This window comes from Sphingomonas sp. S-NIH.Pt15_0812, assembly GCF_003951315.1.
Taxonomy (GTDB): Bacteria; Pseudomonadota; Alphaproteobacteria; order Sphingomonadales; family Sphingomonadaceae; genus Sphingomonas.
This window is the reverse complement of sequence record NZ_QLJH01000007.1, coordinates 93,452-112,965: the sequence shown is the minus strand read 5'-3', so window position 1 is coordinate 112,965 and position 19,514 is coordinate 93,452. Positions and strand designations below refer to the sequence as shown.

The window sequence follows — 19,514 nt, the reverse complement described above, 5'->3', positions numbered from 1 at the left end:
CCATGCGAACGCGGCCCCATAACGACAGTTTGGACGGAATGCCAGTGCTTCCATCCGGCCGGCGCCCGAAAGCGACCGGCCGGACCGAAGCGTGGCAATTACGCCATCTTAGCCTTGATCTCGTCCGCGACGTTGCTCGGCACTTCGTCATAGTGCGAGAACTGCATCGAGTATTGCGCCCGGCCCTGGGTGAACGAGCGGAGCTGGTTCACATAGCCGAACATGTTGGCGAGCGGAACCATCGCCTCGACGGTCTGCGCGTTGCCGCGGCTGTCGGTGCCTTGGATCTGGCCACGACGGCTGTTCATGTCACCGATGACGTCGCCCAGATAATCCTCCGGGGTGACGACCTCGACCTTCATGATCGGCTCGAGCAGCTTGATGCCCGACTTCTGCGCCGCTTCCCGCATCGCGCCGCGGGCGCAGATTTCAAAGGCCAGCGCCGACGAGTCGACGTCGTGATACGCGCCGTCCGTCAGGTGAACCTCGAAGTCGATGATCGGGAAGCCGATCAGCGAACCCGACTCGGCGGTCTCGCGCATGCCCTTCTCGACGGAGGGGATATACTCCTTCGGGATGTTGCCGCCCTTGACCTCGTCGAAGAACAGGAAGCCCGAGCCACGCTCGCCGGGCACCACGGTCAGCTTGACGCGACCGAACTGACCCGACCCACCCGACTGCTTCTTGTGGGTATAGTCGATGTCGACCTTCTTCGCGAGATATTCGCGATACGCCACCTGCGGCGCGCCGACATTCGCCTCGACCTTGAACTCGCGCTTCATGCGGTCGACCAGGATCTCAAGGTGAAGCTCGCCCATGCCCTTGATGATCGTCTGGCCCGACTCATGGTCGGTCGAGACGCGGAACGAGGGGTCCTCGCGAGCGAGGCGGTTGAGCGCGACGCCCATCTTCTCCTGGTCGGCCTTGGTCTTGGGTTCGACCGACAGCTCGATGACCGGCTCGGGGAATTCCATCCGCTCCAGGATGATCGGCGCGCTGATGGCGCAGAGCGTGTCACCGGTGGTGGTATCCTTCAAACCCGCCAGCGCGACGATGTCGCCGGCATAGGCCTCCTGGATGTCCTCGCGGCTGTTCGCATGCATCAGCAGCATGCGGCCGACCTTTTCCTTCTTGTCCTTCACCGAGTTCTGGACCTGGCTCGCCGCCTCCAGCTTGCCCGAATAGATGCGGGCGAAGGTCAGCGTGCCGACGAAGGGATCGTTCATGATCTTGAACGCCAGCGCCGAGAAGGGCTCGGTGTCCGAGGACGGACGCTCGTCCGGCGTCTCGCCGTCGAGCTTCACGCCCTTGATCGCCGGCACGTCGAGCGGCGACGGCAGATAGTCGACGACCGCGTCGAGCAGCGGCTGCACGCCCTTGTTCTTGAACGCGGAACCGCAGACGATCGGGACGAACGACATGCTCAGCGTACCCTTGCGGATCAGCTTCTTCAGGTCGGCGACCGACGGCTCGTTGCCCTCGAGATACGCTTCCATCAGCGCATCGTCCTGCTCCACGGCCATTTCGATCAGGTCGCTGCGATACTTCGCCGCCTTCTCGGCCATGTCGGCCGGGATGTCCTGATATTCGAACTTCGCGCCCAGCGACTCTTCGAGCCAGATGATCGCGCGGTTCTCGACCAGGTCGACCAGACCCTTGAAGCCGCCCTCGATGCCGATCGGCAGATACAGCACGGCTGGACGCGCGCCCAGACGCTCGATGATCGAGTCGACACAGAAATAGAAGTCGGCGCCGGTGCGGTCGAGCTTGTTGACGAAGCACATGCGCGGCACGCCATATTTGTCGGCCTGGCGCCACACGGTCTCCGACTGCGGCTCCACGCCGGCGACGCCGTCGAAGCACGCGACCGCGCCGTCGAGCACGCGGAGCGAACGCTCCACTTCGATCGTGAAGTCGACGTGGCCGGGCGTGTCGATGATGTTGATGCGATGCTCGAGGCCCTGGCCCTCATTGGCCTTCCAGAAGCACGTCGTCGCAGCCGACGTGATCGTGATCCCGCGCTCCTGCTCCTGCTCCATCCAGTCCATGGTGGCGGTGCCTTCGTGCACTTCGCCGATCTTGTACGACTTGCCGGTGTAATAGAGGATACGCTCGGTCGTGGTCGTCTTGCCGGCGTCGATATGCGCCATGATGCCGATGTTGCGATACTGTTCGAGCGGATGGCTGCGGGCCATGATCGGTGCTTCCTTAGCGATGTGGGGAGCAGGGCAATGACGCCCGCTCCCCACGATATAGGTGCAATTGCTGCCGGTGAAAAGCCGTCGGCGTCAGCTCCGGGGAACCATCGCCGACGCGGCCCTTACCAACGATAGTGCGAGAAGGCGCGGTTCGCTTCCGCCATGCGGTGCGTGTCTTCGCGCTTCTTCACCGCGTTGCCGCGGTTGTTGGCGGCGTCGAGCAGCTCGCCCGACAGACGCGCCGACATGGTGTTCTCCGAGCGGTTGCGCGCCGCGGTGATCAGCCAGCGGATCGCCAGCGCCTGGGCACGCTCGGGGCGCACCTCGACCGGCACCTGGTAGGTCGCACCGCCGACGCGGCGCGAACGGACCTCGATGCCCGGCTTGATGTTGTTGAGCGCGTCATGGAACACGCCGATCGGCTCGCGCTTGGCGCGGGCTTCGACGGTTTCCAGGGCACCATAGACGATCAGCTCGGCGACGGACTTCTTGCCGTCCATCATGACCGAATTCATGAACTTGGAGAGGACCTCATCACCGAACTTGGGATCCGGCAGGATGATGCGCTTCTCGGGGCGACGACGACGTGCCATTTCTTCTTCCTTCTAACTTCAGCCTTGGGTGGTCAGCAGCGTGACCGGCTTACTTCGGACGCTTGGCGCCGTACTTGGAGCGGGACTGCTTGCGATCCTTCACGCCCTGCGTGTCGAGAACGCCGCGCAGCACGTGGTAGCGCACGCCGGGAAGGTCGCGCACGCGGCCACCACGGATCAGGACCACCGAGTGCTCCTGCAGGTTGTGGCCTTCGCCCGGGATGTACGAAATGACTTCGCGCTGGTTGGTCAGGCGAACCTTGGCCACCTTGCGCAGTGCCGAGTTCGGCTTCTTCGGGGTCGTCGTATAGACGCGGGTGCAGACGCCACGCTTTTGCGGGTTCTGCTCCATCGCAGGGACCTTGGACTTGGCCTTCTGCGGCTCGCGGCCCTTGCGGACCAGCTGGTTGATCGTGGGCATTGAAGCCTTCACCTTTCAAGTGGTTACTTTGCTGGAGCCATCCAGAATACAAAAGGAGCCCAGGAGCGCACCATCGGGGGGCCCAAGGCTCGTTTTCATTCCAGCAATGTTCAAGCGTGCCTTCCGGAACCGGAGTCCCCGAAAACAGGCGCGCCCTATACGGAAGCCGTGCCGCCGGGTCAACCGCCCGACCTCCCCCTTCACATCGCGTGAAGAAGCCGCTTGCATCACCCCCGCCGTGGCGCTAATGCCCGCCACCGCACAGGGGTGTAGCTCAGCTGGTTAGAGCGTCGGTCTCCAAAACCGAAGGCCCTCGGTTCGAATCCGAGCTCCCCTGCCACTTCCCGATTGCAGTTATCCATCCGACGCCGGACGCCTTTGCGTTGCGGCGTTTTTCGCGTCTGGCTGCGCGGCGAGCCACAAGGCGATCCCCATGACGCCATCGGCTCGACTTGGGCGTTCGATCATGGTGACTGATGCCATGCCTTCTCCTGCCAATGCGATCCCCGCCGCGACCATCGTCATCATGCGACCCCGAGGCGACGGCCCACCCGAATTGCTGATGGTCGAACGCGCCGCCACCTTGGCCTTTGCCGGCGGCGCGATGGTCTTTCCCGGCGGGCGGGTCGATCCCGGCGACCATCGTCTCGCCGAGCGCGTCCCGGACCTTGTCCAAGACGAAGCCGCCGCCCGAGTCGCGGCGATCCGCGAGACGCTGGAGGAAACCGGTCTAGCGATCGGCTTCGGCGCCGATCCCGACTTGGTGGCGGTGATGCGCCAACGGCTCCATGCCGGTACGCCCTTCGACACGCTGCTGGACGACGCCGGGCTGGAACTCGATCTGTCGGTCCTGATCCCGTTCGCGCGCTGGCGGCCGGAGCCGACCGAGGAGCATGGCCTGTCACGCGTCTTCGACGCCCGCTTCTATCTCGCCACGCTTCCGGCCGATGCCCCCGCCCCAACCGTCGATCATAGCGAAAACGTCCGGCTGGTCTGGATCAGTGCCGCCGACCTGCTCGCCGAGGCCGATGCGGGGCGGGCCGCGATCATCTATCCGACCCGCCGCAATCTGGAGCGCCTGGCGCGCTTCGCCGATTTCGATGCGGCGGTGGCGGACGCGGCGCGGCACCCGGTGCGCGCCATCACCCCGCGAGTCGAGCAGCGCGACGGCCGTGCCTGGCTCTGCATTCCCGACGATGCCGGCTATCCGATCTGCGCCGAGCCCTTCGCGGCGGCGGTGCGCGGCTGATGCGGGCGCTGCGACGGATCGCGGGCGTCGTGATCCTGGGCGGCCTCCTGCTGTCACTGGCCTTCCTGCTCTGGGCAGCGTTGCGCGGGCGGCCCCAGGACCTGCCATGGACGCCGCTCGACCTCGGGGCGCCGGTCGGGCTGTTCACCGGTCGCAAGCTGACCGCGTTGACCGAAGACGCTCCGGCCTGTGGCGCGCTGCTCGATAAGGCGGGCGTGCGCTATACCGCATTGCCGCCCCGGTCCGATGGCGCCCAGTGCGGCTATGACAATGCGGTCCGCTTCACGGCGGGCGGCGCACGGCGGATCGCCCTGGCCCCGGCCGGACTCGGCACCTCCTGTCCGGTGGCGGCCGCTCTGGCGGTGTGGGAATGGAATATCGTGCAGCCTCAAGCGGAGGCGATATTGGGAAGCCGGGTGGTCGCAATCCGGCATTTCGGCAGCTATAGTTGCCGGCGTCTCTATGGCCGCGACCAGGGAAATTGGAGCGAACATGCCCGGGCCAATGCGGTCGACATCGCCGGCTTCCAACTGGCGGATGGCCGCTCGATCAGCGTGGTGAAAGACTGGAACGGTGATGCGCCTGCCGCCCGCTTCCTCCACGCGGTGCGCGACGGGGCGTGCGACCTGTTCGCGACCACCCTGTCACCGGACTATAATGCCGCGCACCGCGACCATCTCCATCTCGACCAGGCGGCGCACGGCGCACGGGGCTGGCGCGCCTGTCGCTGACGACGCGCCATTCGAGTAAGTGATCAGTTGGCGAGCGACTGGCCGCCCTCGACCTTTTCCACCCAATGCGGAAAGAAGCTCGGCTGACGGTTCGACCAGCCCGATGCGGTCGCCGCCGCCTCGCTGATCGATTGTAGCAGCGACCGGCGATTGTCGGGGTGAAGATGCGGCAGCGCCGCCGCCGCGCAGAACGCCGCCGGCAGCCAGGGACGCGACTCGGCCCCGATCAACCGCTCGTAGAGGAACCGCACCGCCGAGAAGGTCGTGAGTCGCCCCTGCCCCAGATCGAACGCGACGACCGTGACCAGTGGCGCGAGGAACGGCTCGACCGCCTCCAGGCCGCTATCGTCGGGCACCCGCTCGCGCAGTTCGGGGAGCGCGCGATAGAGCCGCGCCTGCGCCCGGATCGAGGCGGCCTCGACCACGTCGCGCGACCAGCGGCTCATCGCATCGTCGCGGTCCAGTCCGATATCCAGCGAGCGTCGGATGTAGCGCTGCGTCGCGGCTGGAAAGCTTGCGAACTCCTTCATTTCGGCCAGCGCCATCGCGCCTTCTGCCGGTCTGCTCCGAGATGCCATGATATCTACCCCGCCCAGCTACTGTCGCCAATCCGGAATAGCGCAAGTTGGTTAACAGCCCGCTTAACGGCATCCGACCGACGCCACGAAAACTGCGCAAAACATTGCCGCAACGCAACATCGGATGCGACGAGCTGCGTATCTGCGCAACCATCGCATCCGACGCTGTCACCAAAGGGCAACAATTCGGCTAAGGGCCGGCGGGATCAGGCGTTGTCCTGGTCCTTGCGCGCGCGTTCGCCGTCTTCGTCATAGCCGGAAGAGGGCACCGGCTCGCCGCCATGGGGTTCGGAAATGGCGACGGGGTCGCTGCCGTCCATCGTCTCGTCCAGGCCGTTGTCGAGACGGGCGTCGACGCTGTCGGGGTTCTTCTGCAAGCGCTTGGTGATCGACTTGTCCTGCCCCGCATCCTGACGGGGATCGCGGCCCTGGTTGCCCGCATCGGGGGCATCCGGCGCGACCGACAGGCTGTCGAGCGCGCGATCGTCGATGGCATTCATATCGGCTCTCCCACATGTCCGTTCCGCCAACAGAACGAGCGGTGTCGCGGCGCGTTCCTGCCGCCATGATCCAGATGAAGGCGAATGCGCCTCAGCCGAGCCGCTCGACCCGGACGCGTTGCTCGATCAGTTGCGCGGCGCCGAACACGGTCATGAAAGCGATGTCGGTGGCATCGCGGCCGATACAGATGCGCGCGGTCTCCGAGGGATCGGCCATGCCGGTCGCGTCGACCAGATGCCAGCCGCCATCCAGCCACAGCTCCGCCACCGCATGGAAGTCCGGCGGTGTCACGTCGGGCGCATAGGCAGCGACGCACCGCGCCGGGATCTCCGCGGCCCGGGCGAGCGTGACGAGCAGATGCGCATAATCGCGACACACCCCTTCCCGGCTGGCGAAGGTATCGAGCGCCGTCGTCGTGCCGGTGCTGCCGTTCGAACTGTAGCGAAGCGAGCGTGCGGTCCACTCGGCCAGTGCGGCGGCCAGGGGACCACCGCTCAAGCCCGCGAACTCGGACCGCACGAAACCCTCCAGCTTGTCGGAGGGGCAATAGCGGCTCGGCATCAGATAGCCGACCACCGCGCCCGGCAGGTGCCGCACGGCCGTCGGCGGCAGATGGTGGAGGGGGCGGACCAGGCGATCCACCACCACGGTCGCCGCATAGCGCGCGGTGAAGCGGCCGACCGCATGCGACCAGCAGCGCTGGCCGATCCCCTCCTCGCCCGGCACGGCGGCCAGCGGCAGGTCGGACCAGACGTCCAGCCGTTCGGCCTCGATCCACTGGTCGGGCAAGGCCGCCGCCGCGATCTGGAGCAGCACATCGGCCGGCTCGGGCAGGCCATAATCGAGATCGACGGTGATCGACAGGCGGACGGGCATGACGGGCTTTCGGGCGGAGGGCATGAAAAAAGCCCGGCGGATATGGTCCGCCGGGCCCGGATGGTTCGGTCCTGTCCGCGCGATCAGTCGCGCGAGCTGCCGAACAGACGCAGGATGAACATGAACATGTTGATGAAGTCGAGATAGAGGCTCAGCGCCGACATCACGACCACCTTGCCCTCATATTCGGTGCCGGCGACCTGGTAATAGAGGCTCTTGGTGCGCTGCGTGTCATAGGCGGTCAGACCCGCGAACAGCAGCACGCCGACGAAGCTGATCACCAGGCCCATCGGCCCCGACTGCAGGAACATGTTGATGACGCTCGCCACCAGCAGGCCGACCACGCCGATGATCAGGAAGGTGCCGAACGCCGACAGATCACGCTTCGTGGTATAGCCATAGAGGCTGAGCGCCGCGAAGCCCGCCGCCGTCGCGAAGAAGGCCTGCGCGATCGAGGTGCCCGAATAGACCAGGAAGATGGTCGACAGCGACACGCCCATCAGCACCGCGAAGCCCCAGAACAGGCCCTGCATCGTGCCCGTGGACATGCGGTTCTGCCCGAAGCTCATCGCGAAGACGATCGCCAGCGGCGCGAACATCACGACGTAGCGAAGGATGCCGCCGTTCACGAAGACCTGCGCGGCCAACGAGTCCCGGCCGCCCGCGGCGAACAGCATCGCGACGATGCCGCTCAGCAGCACGGCCGAGGCCATGTAGTTGTAGACGCGCAACATATAGCTGCGCAGGCCCGCGTCACGGGCCGCATCACCCGCGGACGCGAACGTCCTGCCGAACGGCGCGGCGTTGGGGCGTGGATCGGACCAATTCGCCATGGTGAATAAAACTCCCTCCCCGGCATGATGCCGGATAGGCCGTATATCGGCCCGAACGGTGCATGTTTCAAGCGCGGGACGATGACAGCGACCCGTCCGACGGGTTAAGGTGGCGCCATGATCCGGCTGTTCGTCGCCCTCCGCCCGCCGCTCGCGATCCGGGACTCGCTGGCCGATCTGATGGACCATGTGCCCGGCGCCCGCTGGCAGTCGGACGAGCAGTTGCACGTCACGCTGCGCTTCGTCGGCGAGGTCGACCGGCACCAGGGCGAGGACCTCGCCGCTGCGCTCGCCAGCCTTCATGCGCCCGCGCCGCAGGTCGCCCTGTCCGGCGTCGGCCAGTTCGGGCGCGGCGGGCGGGCGGATACGCTCTGGGCCGGGCTGGCCCCCGCCGCGCCGCTCGCGCATCTCGCCGCCAAGGTCGAGCAGGCCTGCCGCCGCGCCGGACTGCCGCCGGAGACCCGCGCCTATCGGCCGCACGTCACGGTCGCCCGCCTGCCCCGCTCGCTTGGTGGCGCGCCGGAGGTGGAGCGTTGGTGCCGCGACCATGCCGGGCTGGCGAGCGCGCCGTTCACGCTGCCGCACCTGATCCTCTACCAGAGCCATTTGGGGCATGAGGGCGCGATGTACGAACCGGTGGCGCGCTGGCCGCTGGAACCGGGACCGGACCCGGAACGATTGACCATGGAATCACAGGGAGAGCATTGATGTACAAGGGGATCGCACTGATCGGACTCGCCGTGGCGGCCGTATCCGCTTGTTCGCAGGATCGGACGGCGGTGGGCGAGGCGGTGCCGGGCGGCCGTACGGCGACCGCGAACCTGCGCACGGCGGCCGGCGGCGACGCGGGCCGGGCGACCGCGACGGAGGTGGCGGGCGGCCTGCGCGTGACGCTCGACTCCCAGGGCCTGCCGCCCGGCACGCATGGCGCGCATGTCCACACCACCGGGCGTTGCGACGCGCCCGACTTCACCACGGCGGGCGGCCATTGGAACCCGACCGCGATGAAGCATGGCAGCCAGAACCCGCAAGGGCCGCATGAGGGCGACCTGCCCAACCTCATCATCGGCACGGATGGTCGCGGCACGCTGGGCGTGACCGTGCCGGGCGCGACGCTGGACGGCCTGCTCGATACAGACGGCAGCGCGATCATCGTCCATGCCGCGCCCGACGACCTGAAGACCGACCCCTCCGGCAATAGCGGCGGCCGCGTCGCCTGCGGCGTGTTCATGCCGGCCTGAACCCAGCCGGGAGAGGCGCGGGGCCTCTCCCGGCTGGACTACAGCAACTCGCCCGCCGCCCGCGCCCGGTCCTCGCGCGTGCGCTCGGCGGCGGGCACGAGGCGGAAGGCGGCGATCGCGGCGGCCAGCGTGATCGGCGCGGAAGCCAGCAGCGATAGCATTCCGACCGACAGGCTCCCCGACAGGGTCGACACCCGCCCCGCCAGATAGGGCCCCAGCGCCAGCCCCAACAGCGTCGTGCCGATGAAGAAGGTCGCGGTCGCGGTGCCGCGCATCCGGGGCAATACCAAGTCCTGAGTCGTCGCCGCCGCCGCACCCAGCGCCACGCTGGCGGTGACCTGCGCGGCGAACAGCATCGGGTAGAGCAGCGCGGTCGAATCGGCGGTGAAGGCCAGCGCCAGGAACGGCAGCGGCACGACCGCACCGAAGATCACCACCATCAGCCGCCCCGCCGGATGGCGACGGCGCAGGCGATCCGCCGCGATCCCGCCCAGCGTCACGCCCAGGAAGCCGCCCAGCGCCCCGCTCGCCCCCAGGAAGAAGCCCGCCGTGGCCGGCGACGCCCCCAGCACCCGCAAGGCATAAGGGGCCGCCCAGAAGCTCGCCGCATAGGCAAGAAAGGCATTGAGGCCATACGCGACCACCGTCAGCACGAAGGCGGGCGTGCCGACGATCAGCGCGAAGGTCGGCGGATCGCGCCGGCGCAGCGCACAGGCCCAGGAAAAGACCGCATAGACGCCGATCCCGACGGCAGTCCATTGCGGCCAGGGCTCGCCGATCGCGATCAGCCCCGCGACGGCCGCCACCGTCAGTCCGGCGGCGAGCAGGTTGACCATCAGCGCGCGCATCCCCCCCGCCAAGGCGCCGATCAGCGTCAGCGGCGGGATGATCGTCACCAGTTCGGACAGGAAGGCGCGGAAGGGTGCGGGGTGCGGCGCGGGCGGCGGCAGCCCCTCGACCGCGCCGCGCACCGGCTCGCGCAAGGTCGCGATCCAGGCCGCGACCAGCAATCCCGGCACGCCCACCGCCAGGAACGCCGCCTGCCAGCCGACCAGTCCCCAGGGGCCGCCGCCCGGATAGGCGCGGTTCCAGCCCTGCACGATCAGCCCGCCGATGAAGAGCGAACAGCCACCGCCGACATAGAGGCCCGCCGAATAGATCGACAGCGCCGTGGCGCGCAGCCGCTTCGGGAACCAGTCGGAGATCAGCGAATAGGCGGAGGGGCTGGCCGTCGCCTCGCCGATGCCGACGCCGATCCGCGCCGCCGCCAGATGCCCGCCGCTACGCGACAGGCCGGACAGAGCGGTCATCGTCGACCAGAGCGCCAGGCCGATCACCATCAGCCGCCCCCGATGCCAATTGTCCGCCAGCCGGCCGAGCGGGATGCCGAACAGCGAATAGAAGACCCCGAAAGCGGTGCCGTAGAGGAAGCCCAGATCCTCGTCGCGCAGCCCCAGGTCGCGCTTGATGTCCTCCGCCAGGATCGAGATGATCTGCCGGTCGACGAAATTCAGAACATAGACCAGGAACAGGATGAACAGCACGTACCAGGCGTAGCGCGGAGCGGAGGCGGTGGCTGGCGGAACGCCGCCCGGATCGGCGGCTTCTGGTGCGTAGGCCATGCTCTCTCCCGCTCTGGTTCGTGCGGTCAGGCTATCAGAGGACGGCGGCCAATCAATGGTTTTCGTGTGTCGGGTATGGGCGCTCGATCGACATCGCCCGGCTTGTTGCTTCATTTGACCATGCCGTTCGTAGTTTCGGCATCCCGATACGTGGCAATCAGCCCTGCTTCATCCCGGCGGCGCCCCGCTCCAGCCGCGCCAGCAGGGCGGCGATGCTCGGCTCCGCGCCGGGCTCCTCGGGAACCGGCATTGGGACATGGCGTTTGCCGAAGGAGGACAGGTTGTTGTTCATGTCCACCGAACGCAAATAGGTGATCGCGTCCTCGCCCAATCGCGGCGGCTCGCTAGTGCGTAGGCTGGCGATCGGCAAGAGATCGACGGGGGCTTCCGCCGGATCGACGGCTGTGGCCGGCGCATGATCTGCGACCACCGCGCCTGTCCCCTCGTCCACCTCCGTCTCCCGACCGCCCTTGGCGGCGCAGAGTTGCGGCGGCGACGGCATCGGCACGGGTTGCAACGGCACGACGGGCAAGGCATCCGGGTCGAAGGCCGATAGCGGCTGATCGAGATCGCGCGGCAGCCTCCGTTCCTCCTCCGGAAACGGCTCCAGACCCGCACCCCACACGGCGGCACGCGCCCGCTTGCCCTTGCGCACCAGGGCGCCACCATGACCAAACAGCAGGTAGAGGCTGGACCAGACGAAGCCGGCCACCAGCAGCGCGGTGACGATCATCGCCAGACCCGTCAGCCCCCGCACCGTCCCCAGCACCGGTACCAGATCCGATGCGCCCGTCGGTTGCACTACCGCCGCCATCCACACCGGCGGCACCTCCGCCGCCACGGCCGCACCGATCAGCGACGCCAGGCCGGCCGCGATGAACGGCAGGGTGCGGATCAGGGGCGTGCGGTGGAAACGATGCATGGCAAACCTTTCGATGCCATGTCTTGCGGGAAATGGTAAATAAAAGTGAAACGGCAATGGTGGCAATCACCTGTGGCCAACGCCGCCGGTTGGGCCCGGCGGCGTTGATCCGTCCTGCAATTTGGATATATTATCTAGTTTATTCCGACACTTCCTCTTCGAGCGCCGACAGGATCGCCTGGTTGAAGGCCGGAATATCATTCGGATTGCGGCTGGTGATCAAATTGCCGTCGATCACCACTTCTTCATCAACGACCTCGCCACCGGCATTTTCCAGGTCGGTGCGAATCGAAGGATAGCTGGTGAGTCGCCGACCGTCGATCACATCCGCCTCGGCCAGCAACCAGGGGCCGTGGCAGATGGCGGCGACGATCTTGTCGTCCTCCATGAACTCCGCGACGATCTCCACCGCCCGCTCTTCCAGGCGCAGCTTGTCGGGGTTGCAGGTGCCGCCGGGAATGACCAGCGCGTCGTAATCGTCGGTGTCCACCTCGGCCAGCGTCAAGTCGGGCGTCGCCATCTCCGCCTTGTTGATGTCCTGCTCCATCCCCTGGATCGGATCGCGCTTGATCGAGGCGAGCGTGACGGTGGCGCCCGCCGCTTCCAGCGCCTTTTTCGGCTCGAACAACTCCACCGTCTCGAAGCCATCGGCCGCGATCATCAGGACGCGCGCGTTGGAAAGGTCGGCCATGTCATTACTCCTGTGGGGGAACCTGTCGCCGAGAACCCTCGCGGACCGCGCCCGTTCCGGAACGAAGGCGGGCGGACGCGCATTTGCCAAAGGGAACGAAGGAGATCCGGGTGGTTGCGCGCATCGTCTACTGTGATGATTCCAAATCCGGGATCACCCGCCGCAAGGTTCGCGACCAGTGGGAGTATCGCGATGCGGCGGGCGAGCGGATCACCGATGCGGACGAGATCGCCCGACTGAACGCGATCGGCCTGCCCCCCGCCTATGAGCGCGCCTGGTTCTGCCCCAAGGCGAATGGCCATATCCAGGCGATTGGCTGGGACGAGAAGGGCCGCAAGCAATATCGCTATCATGTCGACTTCCGCGCCGCGCAGGAGGCCGCCAAATATGATCGGTGTTGCGAGTTCGGCACCGCCCTGCCCCGCCTGCGCAAGCAGGTGGAGGCCGATCTGAAGCGCCGTGGGCTGTGCAAGGAGCGTGCGGTCGCCGCCGTTGTCCGCCTGCTCGACATCGGTCATCTGCGCGTCGGCAACGAGGCCTATGCCGAGGCCAACCAGTCGTTCGGTGCGACCACCCTGCGCAAACGCCATGGCACGGTGAAGGGATCGACGCTGAAGCTGCGCTACAAGGGCAAGTCGGGCAAGATGCGCGATGTCGCGATCACCGACCGCGCACTCGCCGCCACGGTGCGCCGGATGGAGGATCTGGACGACCAGCATCTGTTCGCCTGGATCGATGCCGAGGGGGAGGCGCATCCGGTCACCTCCTCCGATGTCAACGCCTATATCAAGGCGGCGACGGCCTGCGACTTCACCGCCAAGCATTTCCGCACCTGGGGCGCGAGCGTCGCGGCGTTCGAGGCGCTCGCAGAGGCCGAGGAGGATCTGAGCCTCAAGGCGATGCTGGAGCCGGTGGTCGAGCGGCTGGGCAATACGCCGGCCATCGCCCGCAAGAGCTATGTCCATCCGGCGCTGATCGCGCTGACCAAGACCGGCCAGGCCGCGTTCCGCCGGGCGTTGCGCCTGCCCCGCTCACGGGCCTATCTCAGCCGCACCGAACGCGGCCTGATCGCTTTCCTGGAGACGGGCACGCCACCGGCCGCCGCCTGACACCGTATCGCTGACGAGGTTTCCATGTCCAAATCCCCGCCTGCCAATGCGCAGGAGCCGATCTTCGACGCGGCGGCGCTGTCGACGCAGACGCACGGCCTGATCGCGGCCTCCACCGAATGGCTGCGCGAGCATTGGCTGCAGATCCTGATCGCCTTCGCCATCGGCACCGTGATCGTGCTGGCGTTGCATGCCGTGCGCCGGATCGGCGCGAAACTCTGCGACCGGCCGCATTGGGCCGCCGGCTGGGGCGTCGTGCTGGGCCGCACCGTGTCGCGCACCGGCAATATCTTCATCGTCATGCTCGCCGCCAAGCTGGTCGTCGGCTATGCTGGCGCGCCGGCCCAGGTCGAAAGCACGATCAACTTCCTCTTCACCATCGCCGCCGTCTTCCAGGCAGCGCTCTGGGCACGCGAGCTGATCCTGGGATCGATCGAGCACCGCACCTCCGCCGCCAATTACCAGGGCGAGGCCCTGTTGTCGGCGATGGGGCTGATCCGGCTGCTCGTCACCTTCGCGCTGTTCGCGATCGCCTTGGTCGTGGTGCTCGACAATCTCGGCGTCAACGTCACCGGCCTGGTCGCCGGCCTGGGCGTCGGCGGCATCGCCATCGGCCTGGCGGCGCAGGGCATCTTCGCCGATCTGTTCGCAGCATTGGCGATCATTTTCGACCGGCCCTTCCGGCGGGGCGACAAGGTCAATTACGACCAGACCAGCGGCGTGATCGAGGGGATCGGCCTCAAGTCCACCCGCATCCGCGCCTATACCGGTGAGCTTCGCATCATCTCCAACCGGCAATTGCTCGACAAGGAGATCCAGAACATCACGGTGCGCGATCATATCCGCATCGGCTTCACCATCGGCGTCGCCTATGAGACGCCACCCGATCTGCTGGAACGCGTTCCCGCGATCCTGCGCGAGATCGTCGAGGCGGAGGGCGGCACGGTCGCGCGCGCCGGCTTCGAGACGTTCGGGGCGAGTTCGATCGACCTGTCGCTGCTGTTCGACGTGCCCGGCGACGATTGGAACAAGGCGCATCCGATGCGCGACCGGATCGTGGTGTCGATCATGCGCCGATTCGCCCGTGAGGGAATCAGCATCCCCTATCCGACCCAGACCACCTATACAGCCGCGCCCGACGGCCGGATCGTCATGCCCTATCCGGAAGTCCAGCCCGTGCATGTCGAGAACGCCCCAAGTCGTTGAGCAGGCTTCGATGACAAATAGGCCATCCGCCACCTGACCGCCTTGCCGCAGCCATGATCGCGCCCTAACCGGCACGCTCATGCGCTCGGCGTATCTCCAGCCCGATCCCGATCGTCCGGACGCATCGCCGCGTCGCCGCGCGGGTGCGTTCATCCTGACGGTATTGGCGCATCTGCTGCTCCTGCTGCTGTTGCTCCGGCTCGCCCCCCCGCTGAGCGAGCGCAAGCCGGAAGAGCCGCCGACCAGCTTCTCGCTGCTCCCCGATCGCGGCGAAGCTCCCAAGCCGGCGGCGCAGGGCAAGACCGCCAAGGTCCAACCGCAAAAGAGCGGCGACTCCGCCAAGGTCGACACGCCCCGCCCCGTGGCGCAGGCCAAGCCCGTCGAAACGCCCGTGCCGCCCCCCTTTGCGCCGGGCGTGATCCCGAACAGCAAGGCGCTGTTCGACTCGTTCGACCTCGCCAAGGTCCAGGGGTCCGGCGGCGGCCGTACCGGCGACAATGACGGCGAGGCCGGCGACGGCAAGGACAGTCGCTCCGTCTACGGGCCAGGCGAGGGATCGGGCGGACAGCGGCTCTACAATGCCGAATGGTATCGCGAGCCCAGCAACAGCGAGCTGAACGGCTATCTGCCCGCCGACGCGCCGCCGACCGGCTGGGGCATGGTCGCCTGCCGGACGATCGAGGATTACCATGTCGACAATTGTCGATCGCTGGGTGAGTCTCCGCTCGGCTCCGGCTTCGCCCGCTCGCTGCGCCTTGCCGCGTGGCAGTTCCGCGTGCGCCCGCCGCGCCTGGGCGGCAAGCCGCTGATCGGCGCCTGGGTGCGTATCCGGATCGAATATACGCAGGGCAATGCGGTGCTGAAATAGCGGATCGGACGTCGCACTCCCGGTTTTAGAATATCGGGTTCGTCCGTGAGCGCGGCAAACCTGATGCTTTCCGCTACGACGCTCGATGGAATTGAATGAACGGTGCGCCGAGGCTTGCAGTCCCGGCAAAGCTCGTCCTAGAAGGAGCGCGCGCAGTGCAGCGCCCAACGACAGGACGAGCCATGGCGACGGTCACCCCCGCGCAGATGAAGGAGAGCATCGGCACGGAGCATGTCTCCGCCTGGGTGGAGGTCACCCAGGCGATGATCGACCGGTTCGCCGAAGCGACCGGCGACGACCAGTTCATCCATGTCGATCCGGTCCGCGCGGCCGAGACGCCGTTCGGCGGCACCATCGCCCATGGCTTCCTGACGCTGTCGATGATGCCGATGCTGTCCGCCCGCACCGACCTGCCCCGGCTGGAGGGTGCGCGGATGGGCGTGAACTATGGCGGCAACAGCGTCCGCTTCCTGTCCCCCGTCCGGTCCGGGGCGTGGGTGCGCGGACGCTTCCGCCTCGTCGACTTCATCGAGAAGCGGCCCGGCCAATATCAGCTCACCCACGCCTTCACCGTCGAGATCGAGGGGCAGGACAAGCCCGCGCTGATCGCCGAGTGGATCGGCCAGACCTTCACCTGATTTCGCTTTTCCTTCCCCCATAGCCTTGAGGATTGCCATCCATGCGCTCCGCCGTCATCGTCTCCACCGCTCGCACGCCGATCGGCCGCGCCTATCGCGGCGCGTTCAACGCCCTGCCCTCGCCGACGCTCGCCGCCCATGCGATCCGCGCAGCCGTCGAGCGCGCCGGCCTTTCTGGTGAGGACGTGGATGATGTCGTCTGGGGGGCCGCGCTCCAGCAGGGTTATCAGTCGCCCAATATCGCCCGCACGTCGTTGTTGCGCGCCGGACTGCCCACCACGGTCGCAGGCATGTCGGTCGACCGGCAATGCGCCAGCGGGCTGATGGCGATCGCCACCGCCGCCAAGCAGATCATGATCGATGGCATGGATGTCGCGATCGGCGGCGGCGTCGAGTCGATCAGCATGGTCCAGACCCCCAAGATGAACGTCGCACCCGATCCTGAGCTGCTGGCGATGCACCAGAACATCTACATGCCGATGCTCCAGACCGCCGAGGTGGTCGCGAAACGCTATGGCATCACGCGCGAGCAGATGGACGAATATGGCCTCCAGTCGCAGCGGCGCACGGCGGCGGCACAGGCGGCTGGCAAGTTCGACGACGAGATCGTGCCCGTCACCGCGACCATGGCGGTGGTGGACAAGGCGACCAAGGAGGTATCGCATCACGAGGTCACCCTCGCCAAGGATGAGGGCAATCGCGCCGATACGACGCTGGAGGGGCTGTCGGGCCTGAAGACGGTGATCGACGGCGGCACGATCACCGCCGGCAATGCCTCGCAGCTGTCGGACGGCGCATCCGCCTCGGTGCTGATGTCGGAAGAGGAAGCCGCGCGGCGTGGCCTCGCCCCGCTCGGTCGCTATGTCGGCATGGCGGTGGCGGGCACCGAGCCGGACGAGATGGGCATCGGCCCGGTCTTCGCCATTCCCAAGCTGCTGGCGCGCAACGGGCTCACGATGGACGATATCGGCCTGTGGGAGCTGAACGAGGCGTTCGCGGTGCAGGTCCTCTATTGCCGCGACAGGCTGGGCATTCCGAACGAGCTGCTCAACGTCAATGGCGGCGCGATTTCGATCGGCCATCCCTATGGCATGTCGGGCGCGCGCATGACCGGCCACGCGCTGATCGAGGGCAAGCGGCGCGGCGCGAAATATGTCGTGGTGACGATGTGCGTCGGCGGCGGCATGGGCGCAGCCGGGTTGTTCGAAGTGCTGTGATGTCGGCAATGTAGGTTTCGGAGCCCCGCCCGCACTGGCGGCCGGGGCTCTTTTCATGTGGGCCACGGCGACGCCTTGCTCTGCCGCAACCAACCCCCCGCCGCCACGTTTCCCCTTGCGAACGCATCAAAGGAGAGACGGACCATGGCCGACACCGACAGCCCGCAGGAAATCGCCGCGACCTTCATCGACAAGCTGAAGGCCAGCCCCTTCGTCATGCTCGGCCTGATGGACGGCCAGCATAGCGAGCCGATGACCGCGCAGCTCGATGACGACCAGCCCAACACGCTGTTCTTCTTCGCCGGCAAGGATAATCGCGCGGCCAAGGGCGGCGACGCGATGGCGCAGTTTGTCGGCAAGGGCCATGATTTCTTCGCCTGCATGGCGGGCACGCTCAGCCAGCAGAACGACCGCGCGCAGATCGATAAGCTGTGGAATAACCAGGTCGAGGCTTGGTTTCCCGGCGGCAAGGAAGACCCGAACCTGGCGCTGCTCCGCTTCGACATCGACTCGGCGGAATTGTGGGAGACCGACATCTCGCTGTCCGGTCGCGTGAAGATGCTGTTCGGCGGCACGATCCGGGGCGATGAGTCGTCCAGCCATGCGGTGGTCGGCTCGATCGCCTGATCGAAGGACTGACGCAAAAACAAAAAGGGGGCGGTGGTCGATGCCACCGCCCCCTTTTTTGGCTCAGCGGCCGCCGGCCGGATCAGCCATTGGCGGTCATGAAGTCCTCGCATACCGGCGCGATGCGGTTGCGCCACTTGGAACCGTTGAAGATGCCGTAATGGCCGACCCCCTCGGCCATCAGATACCGCTTCTTCTCGGCGGGCAGATTGGTCGCCAGCGTCAGCGCCGCGCGCGTCTGGCCCAGGCCGGAGATATCGTCGCGCTCGCCCTCGATCGCGAGCAGGCCGATATCGGTGATCGCGCCCGGATCGACGCGCTTGCCGCGGTGCAGATACTCGCCCTTGGGTAGGGCGTGACGCTGGAACACCGTCTCGATCGTCTGGAGATAGAATTCCGAGGTCATGTCGCAGACCGAGCGATATTCCTCGTAGAAGCGCTTGGTCGCCTCCGCGCTGTCGCCATCGCCCTGGACCAGATGCTTGAACAGCTCCCAATGGCTGATCAGGTGGTTGCCCAGGTTCATCGACATGAAGCCGGCAAGCTGGAGGAAGCCCGGATAGACCTGCCGCCCCGCGCCTGGATAGGTCATCGGCACGGTGACGATCACATTCTGGCGGAACCAGGCATGGGGCCGCTCGGTCGCCAGCGTGTTGACGGCGGTCGGCGCCTCGCGCGTGTCGACGGGGCCACCCATCATCGTCAGCGTCAGCGGGCGATTGGGATGCCGGTCCGCGCTCATCACCGCGGCGGCGGCATAGGCGGGCACCGAGGGCTGGCACACCGCCAGCATGTGCGAGCGCGGCGCGTCGTCCGTGCCCATCGCCGCCAGGAACTCGACCAGATAGTCGATATAATCGTCCAGGTCGAAGCGACCGTCGCTCAAAGGCACCAGCTTCACATCGCGCCAATCAGTGATGTGCACGTCGGCGAAGGGCAGCATCCGTTCCACCGTGCCGCGCAGCAGCGTGGCATAATGGCCCGACATGGGGGCGACGATCAGCAGCTTGGGGCCGCCCTCCACGCCTTCGCGGCGGAAGCGCTTGAGCTGGCCGAACGGCTTGCGCAGCACGATCTCCTCGACGACCGCCACGTCGCGGCCGTCGATCGTGGTATGGTCGAGGCCGAAGGCGGGCTTGCCGCGCGGTGCGGCGGCATGGGCGAAGACCTCCAGCGCCGATCCCACGATCGCGCCGCCGCCCAGATAGGCGAACGGGTTCGCCGGGTTCTGGAGCAGGCCCGCACCGAAATTGGCCATCGCGCTGGCACCCGCGAGCATGGAGCGCTGCATTTCGTAAGCGTCGTAGAGCATCGGGTATCCTTACCCCCATTTGGGTTGCCAAAGCCGTAACGCAATCTGACCGATTGGCAATGCGGCCGGCGGCGCGGTGAT

Annotated in this window: 21 protein-coding genes and 1 tRNA gene; 11 read left to right on the top strand and 11 right to left on the bottom strand. The window is 66.9% G+C overall.

The genetic code is table 11. The features are described 5' to 3' along the window. Positions 1 to 98: 98 nt before the first annotated feature. The 3 genes from fusA to rpsL form a co-directional block, all read right to left on the bottom strand. Positions 99 to 2,195 carry an elongation factor G gene (fusA, locus tag BRX43_RS06855; RefSeq protein ID WP_125994110.1) on the bottom strand — a complete coding sequence of 699 codons (2,097 nt, stop codon included), beginning with the start codon at positions 2,193 to 2,195 and terminating at the stop codon, positions 99 to 101. A 125-nt stretch (positions 2,196 to 2,320) separates the two neighbouring features. Beyond that, positions 2,321 to 2,791 (bottom strand): 30S ribosomal protein S7, encoded by a 471-nt coding sequence (rpsG, locus tag BRX43_RS06850; RefSeq protein ID WP_125994109.1) that lies wholly within the window; start codon positions 2,789 to 2,791, stop codon positions 2,321 to 2,323. Between the two features lie 49 nt (positions 2,792 to 2,840). Next, the gene (rpsL, locus tag BRX43_RS06845; protein WP_019831557.1) at positions 2,841 to 3,212 is read right to left on the bottom strand and encodes a 30S ribosomal protein S12; all 372 of its coding nucleotides are present in this window, start codon (positions 3,210 to 3,212) and stop codon (positions 2,841 to 2,843) included. A 263-nt stretch (positions 3,213 to 3,475) separates the two neighbouring features. Here rpsL and BRX43_RS06840 point away from each other — a divergent pair. The 3 genes from BRX43_RS06840 to BRX43_RS06830 all read left to right on the top strand — a co-directional run bounded on the left by BRX43_RS06840 (position 3,476) and on the right by BRX43_RS06830 (position 5,192). Beyond that, positions 3,476 to 3,552, top strand: a tRNA-Trp gene (locus tag BRX43_RS06840). Positions 3,553 to 3,678: 126 nt separating this feature from the next. Then, positions 3,679 to 4,461 carry an NUDIX domain-containing protein gene (locus BRX43_RS06835; RefSeq protein ID WP_241214823.1) on the top strand — a complete coding sequence of 261 codons (783 nt, stop codon included), beginning with the start codon at positions 3,679 to 3,681 and terminating at the stop codon, positions 4,459 to 4,461. After that, a complete protein-coding gene (locus tag BRX43_RS06830) occupies positions 4,461 to 5,192 on the top strand; it encodes an extensin family protein (RefSeq protein WP_125994108.1) in 732 nt (243 codons plus the stop codon). The genes BRX43_RS06835 and BRX43_RS06830 overlap by 1 nt, the downstream gene beginning before the upstream one ends. 23 nt (positions 5,193 to 5,215) lie before the next feature. Here the strand turns inward: BRX43_RS06830 and BRX43_RS06825 are convergent, their stop codons facing one another. From BRX43_RS06825 to BRX43_RS06810, 4 genes are all read right to left on the bottom strand, one after another. Further along, positions 5,216 to 5,770, bottom strand: coding sequence for a hypothetical protein (locus BRX43_RS06825; RefSeq protein WP_125994107.1), 555 nt, complete (start codon positions 5,768 to 5,770; stop codon positions 5,216 to 5,218). 206 nt (positions 5,771 to 5,976) lie between these two features. Further along, positions 5,977 to 6,270, bottom strand: a complete 294-nt coding sequence (locus BRX43_RS06820; protein ID WP_125994106.1) for a hypothetical protein — start codon at positions 6,268 to 6,270, stop codon at positions 5,977 to 5,979. Between the two features lie 91 nt (positions 6,271 to 6,361). Next, positions 6,362 to 7,171 carry a transglutaminase family protein gene (locus BRX43_RS06815; protein ID WP_241214822.1) on the bottom strand — a complete coding sequence of 270 codons (810 nt, stop codon included), beginning with the start codon at positions 7,169 to 7,171 and terminating at the stop codon, positions 6,362 to 6,364. A 59-nt stretch (positions 7,172 to 7,230) separates the two neighbouring features. Then, positions 7,231 to 7,980, bottom strand: a complete 750-nt coding sequence (locus tag BRX43_RS06810) for a Bax inhibitor-1/YccA family protein (RefSeq protein ID WP_125994105.1) — start codon at positions 7,978 to 7,980, stop codon at positions 7,231 to 7,233. Between the two features lie 117 nt (positions 7,981 to 8,097). Here BRX43_RS06810 and thpR point away from each other — a divergent pair, with 117 nt between their 5' ends. Both thpR and BRX43_RS06800 read left to right on the top strand, forming a co-directional pair. Then, on the top strand, positions 8,098 to 8,688 hold the full coding sequence (gene thpR / locus BRX43_RS06805; RefSeq protein ID WP_125994104.1) for an RNA 2',3'-cyclic phosphodiesterase: 591 nt from the start codon (positions 8,098 to 8,100) through the stop codon (positions 8,686 to 8,688). Continuing rightward, positions 8,688 to 9,221, top strand: a complete 534-nt coding sequence (locus BRX43_RS06800) for a superoxide dismutase family protein (protein WP_125994103.1) — start codon at positions 8,688 to 8,690, stop codon at positions 9,219 to 9,221. The genes thpR and BRX43_RS06800 overlap by 1 nt, the downstream gene beginning before the upstream one ends. A 38-nt stretch (positions 9,222 to 9,259) precedes the next feature. Here BRX43_RS06800 and BRX43_RS06795 read toward each other — a convergent pair whose 3' ends face one another. From BRX43_RS06795 to BRX43_RS06785, 3 genes are all read right to left on the bottom strand, one after another. Then, complete coding sequence (locus tag BRX43_RS06795; RefSeq protein ID WP_125994102.1) at positions 9,260 to 10,843, bottom strand: MFS transporter; 1,584 nt, start codon at positions 10,841 to 10,843, stop codon at positions 9,260 to 9,262. Positions 10,844 to 11,000: 157 nt separating this feature from the next. Next, the gene (locus BRX43_RS06790) at positions 11,001 to 11,765 is read right to left on the bottom strand and encodes a hypothetical protein (protein WP_125994101.1); all 765 of its coding nucleotides are present in this window, start codon (positions 11,763 to 11,765) and stop codon (positions 11,001 to 11,003) included. A gap of 139 nt (positions 11,766 to 11,904) precedes the next feature. Then, positions 11,905 to 12,456 carry a type 1 glutamine amidotransferase domain-containing protein gene (locus BRX43_RS06785; protein WP_125994100.1) on the bottom strand — a complete coding sequence of 184 codons (552 nt, stop codon included), beginning with the start codon at positions 12,454 to 12,456 and terminating at the stop codon, positions 11,905 to 11,907. Positions 12,457 to 12,566: 110 nt separating this feature from the next. Between BRX43_RS06785 and BRX43_RS06780 the strand changes: the two genes are divergently transcribed. The 6 genes from BRX43_RS06780 (at position 12,567) to BRX43_RS06755 (ending at position 18,121) form a co-directional block, all read left to right on the top strand. After that, positions 12,567 to 13,565, top strand: coding sequence for a DNA topoisomerase IB (locus tag BRX43_RS06780; RefSeq protein WP_125994099.1), 999 nt, complete (start codon positions 12,567 to 12,569; stop codon positions 13,563 to 13,565). Positions 13,566 to 13,589: 24 nt separating this feature from the next. After that, a complete protein-coding gene (locus BRX43_RS06775; RefSeq protein ID WP_125994098.1) occupies positions 13,590 to 14,771 on the top strand; it encodes a mechanosensitive ion channel family protein in 1,182 nt (393 codons plus the stop codon). A gap of 79 nt (positions 14,772 to 14,850) precedes the next feature. Then, entirely contained in the window at positions 14,851 to 15,639 is a 789-nt protein-coding gene (locus BRX43_RS06770; protein ID WP_125994097.1) for a hypothetical protein, read from the top strand. A 182-nt stretch (positions 15,640 to 15,821) separates the two neighbouring features. Then, on the top strand, positions 15,822 to 16,277 hold the full coding sequence (locus BRX43_RS06765; protein WP_125994096.1) for a MaoC family dehydratase: 456 nt from the start codon (positions 15,822 to 15,824) through the stop codon (positions 16,275 to 16,277). Between the two features lie 41 nt (positions 16,278 to 16,318). Continuing rightward, positions 16,319 to 17,494: an acetyl-CoA C-acyltransferase gene (locus BRX43_RS06760; RefSeq protein ID WP_125994095.1), complete on the top strand. Its 1,176-nt coding sequence runs from the start codon at positions 16,319 to 16,321 to the stop codon at positions 17,492 to 17,494. A 144-nt stretch (positions 17,495 to 17,638) separates the two neighbouring features. Continuing rightward, on the top strand, positions 17,639 to 18,121 hold the full coding sequence (locus BRX43_RS06755; RefSeq protein WP_125994094.1) for a pyridoxamine 5'-phosphate oxidase family protein: 483 nt from the start codon (positions 17,639 to 17,641) through the stop codon (positions 18,119 to 18,121). 82 nt (positions 18,122 to 18,203) lie between these two features. Here BRX43_RS06755 and phaZ read toward each other — a convergent pair whose 3' ends face one another. Beyond that, a complete protein-coding gene (gene phaZ / locus BRX43_RS06750; RefSeq protein WP_125994093.1) occupies positions 18,204 to 19,433 on the bottom strand; it encodes a polyhydroxyalkanoate depolymerase in 1,230 nt (409 codons plus the stop codon). Positions 19,434 to 19,514 lie beyond the last annotated feature (81 nt).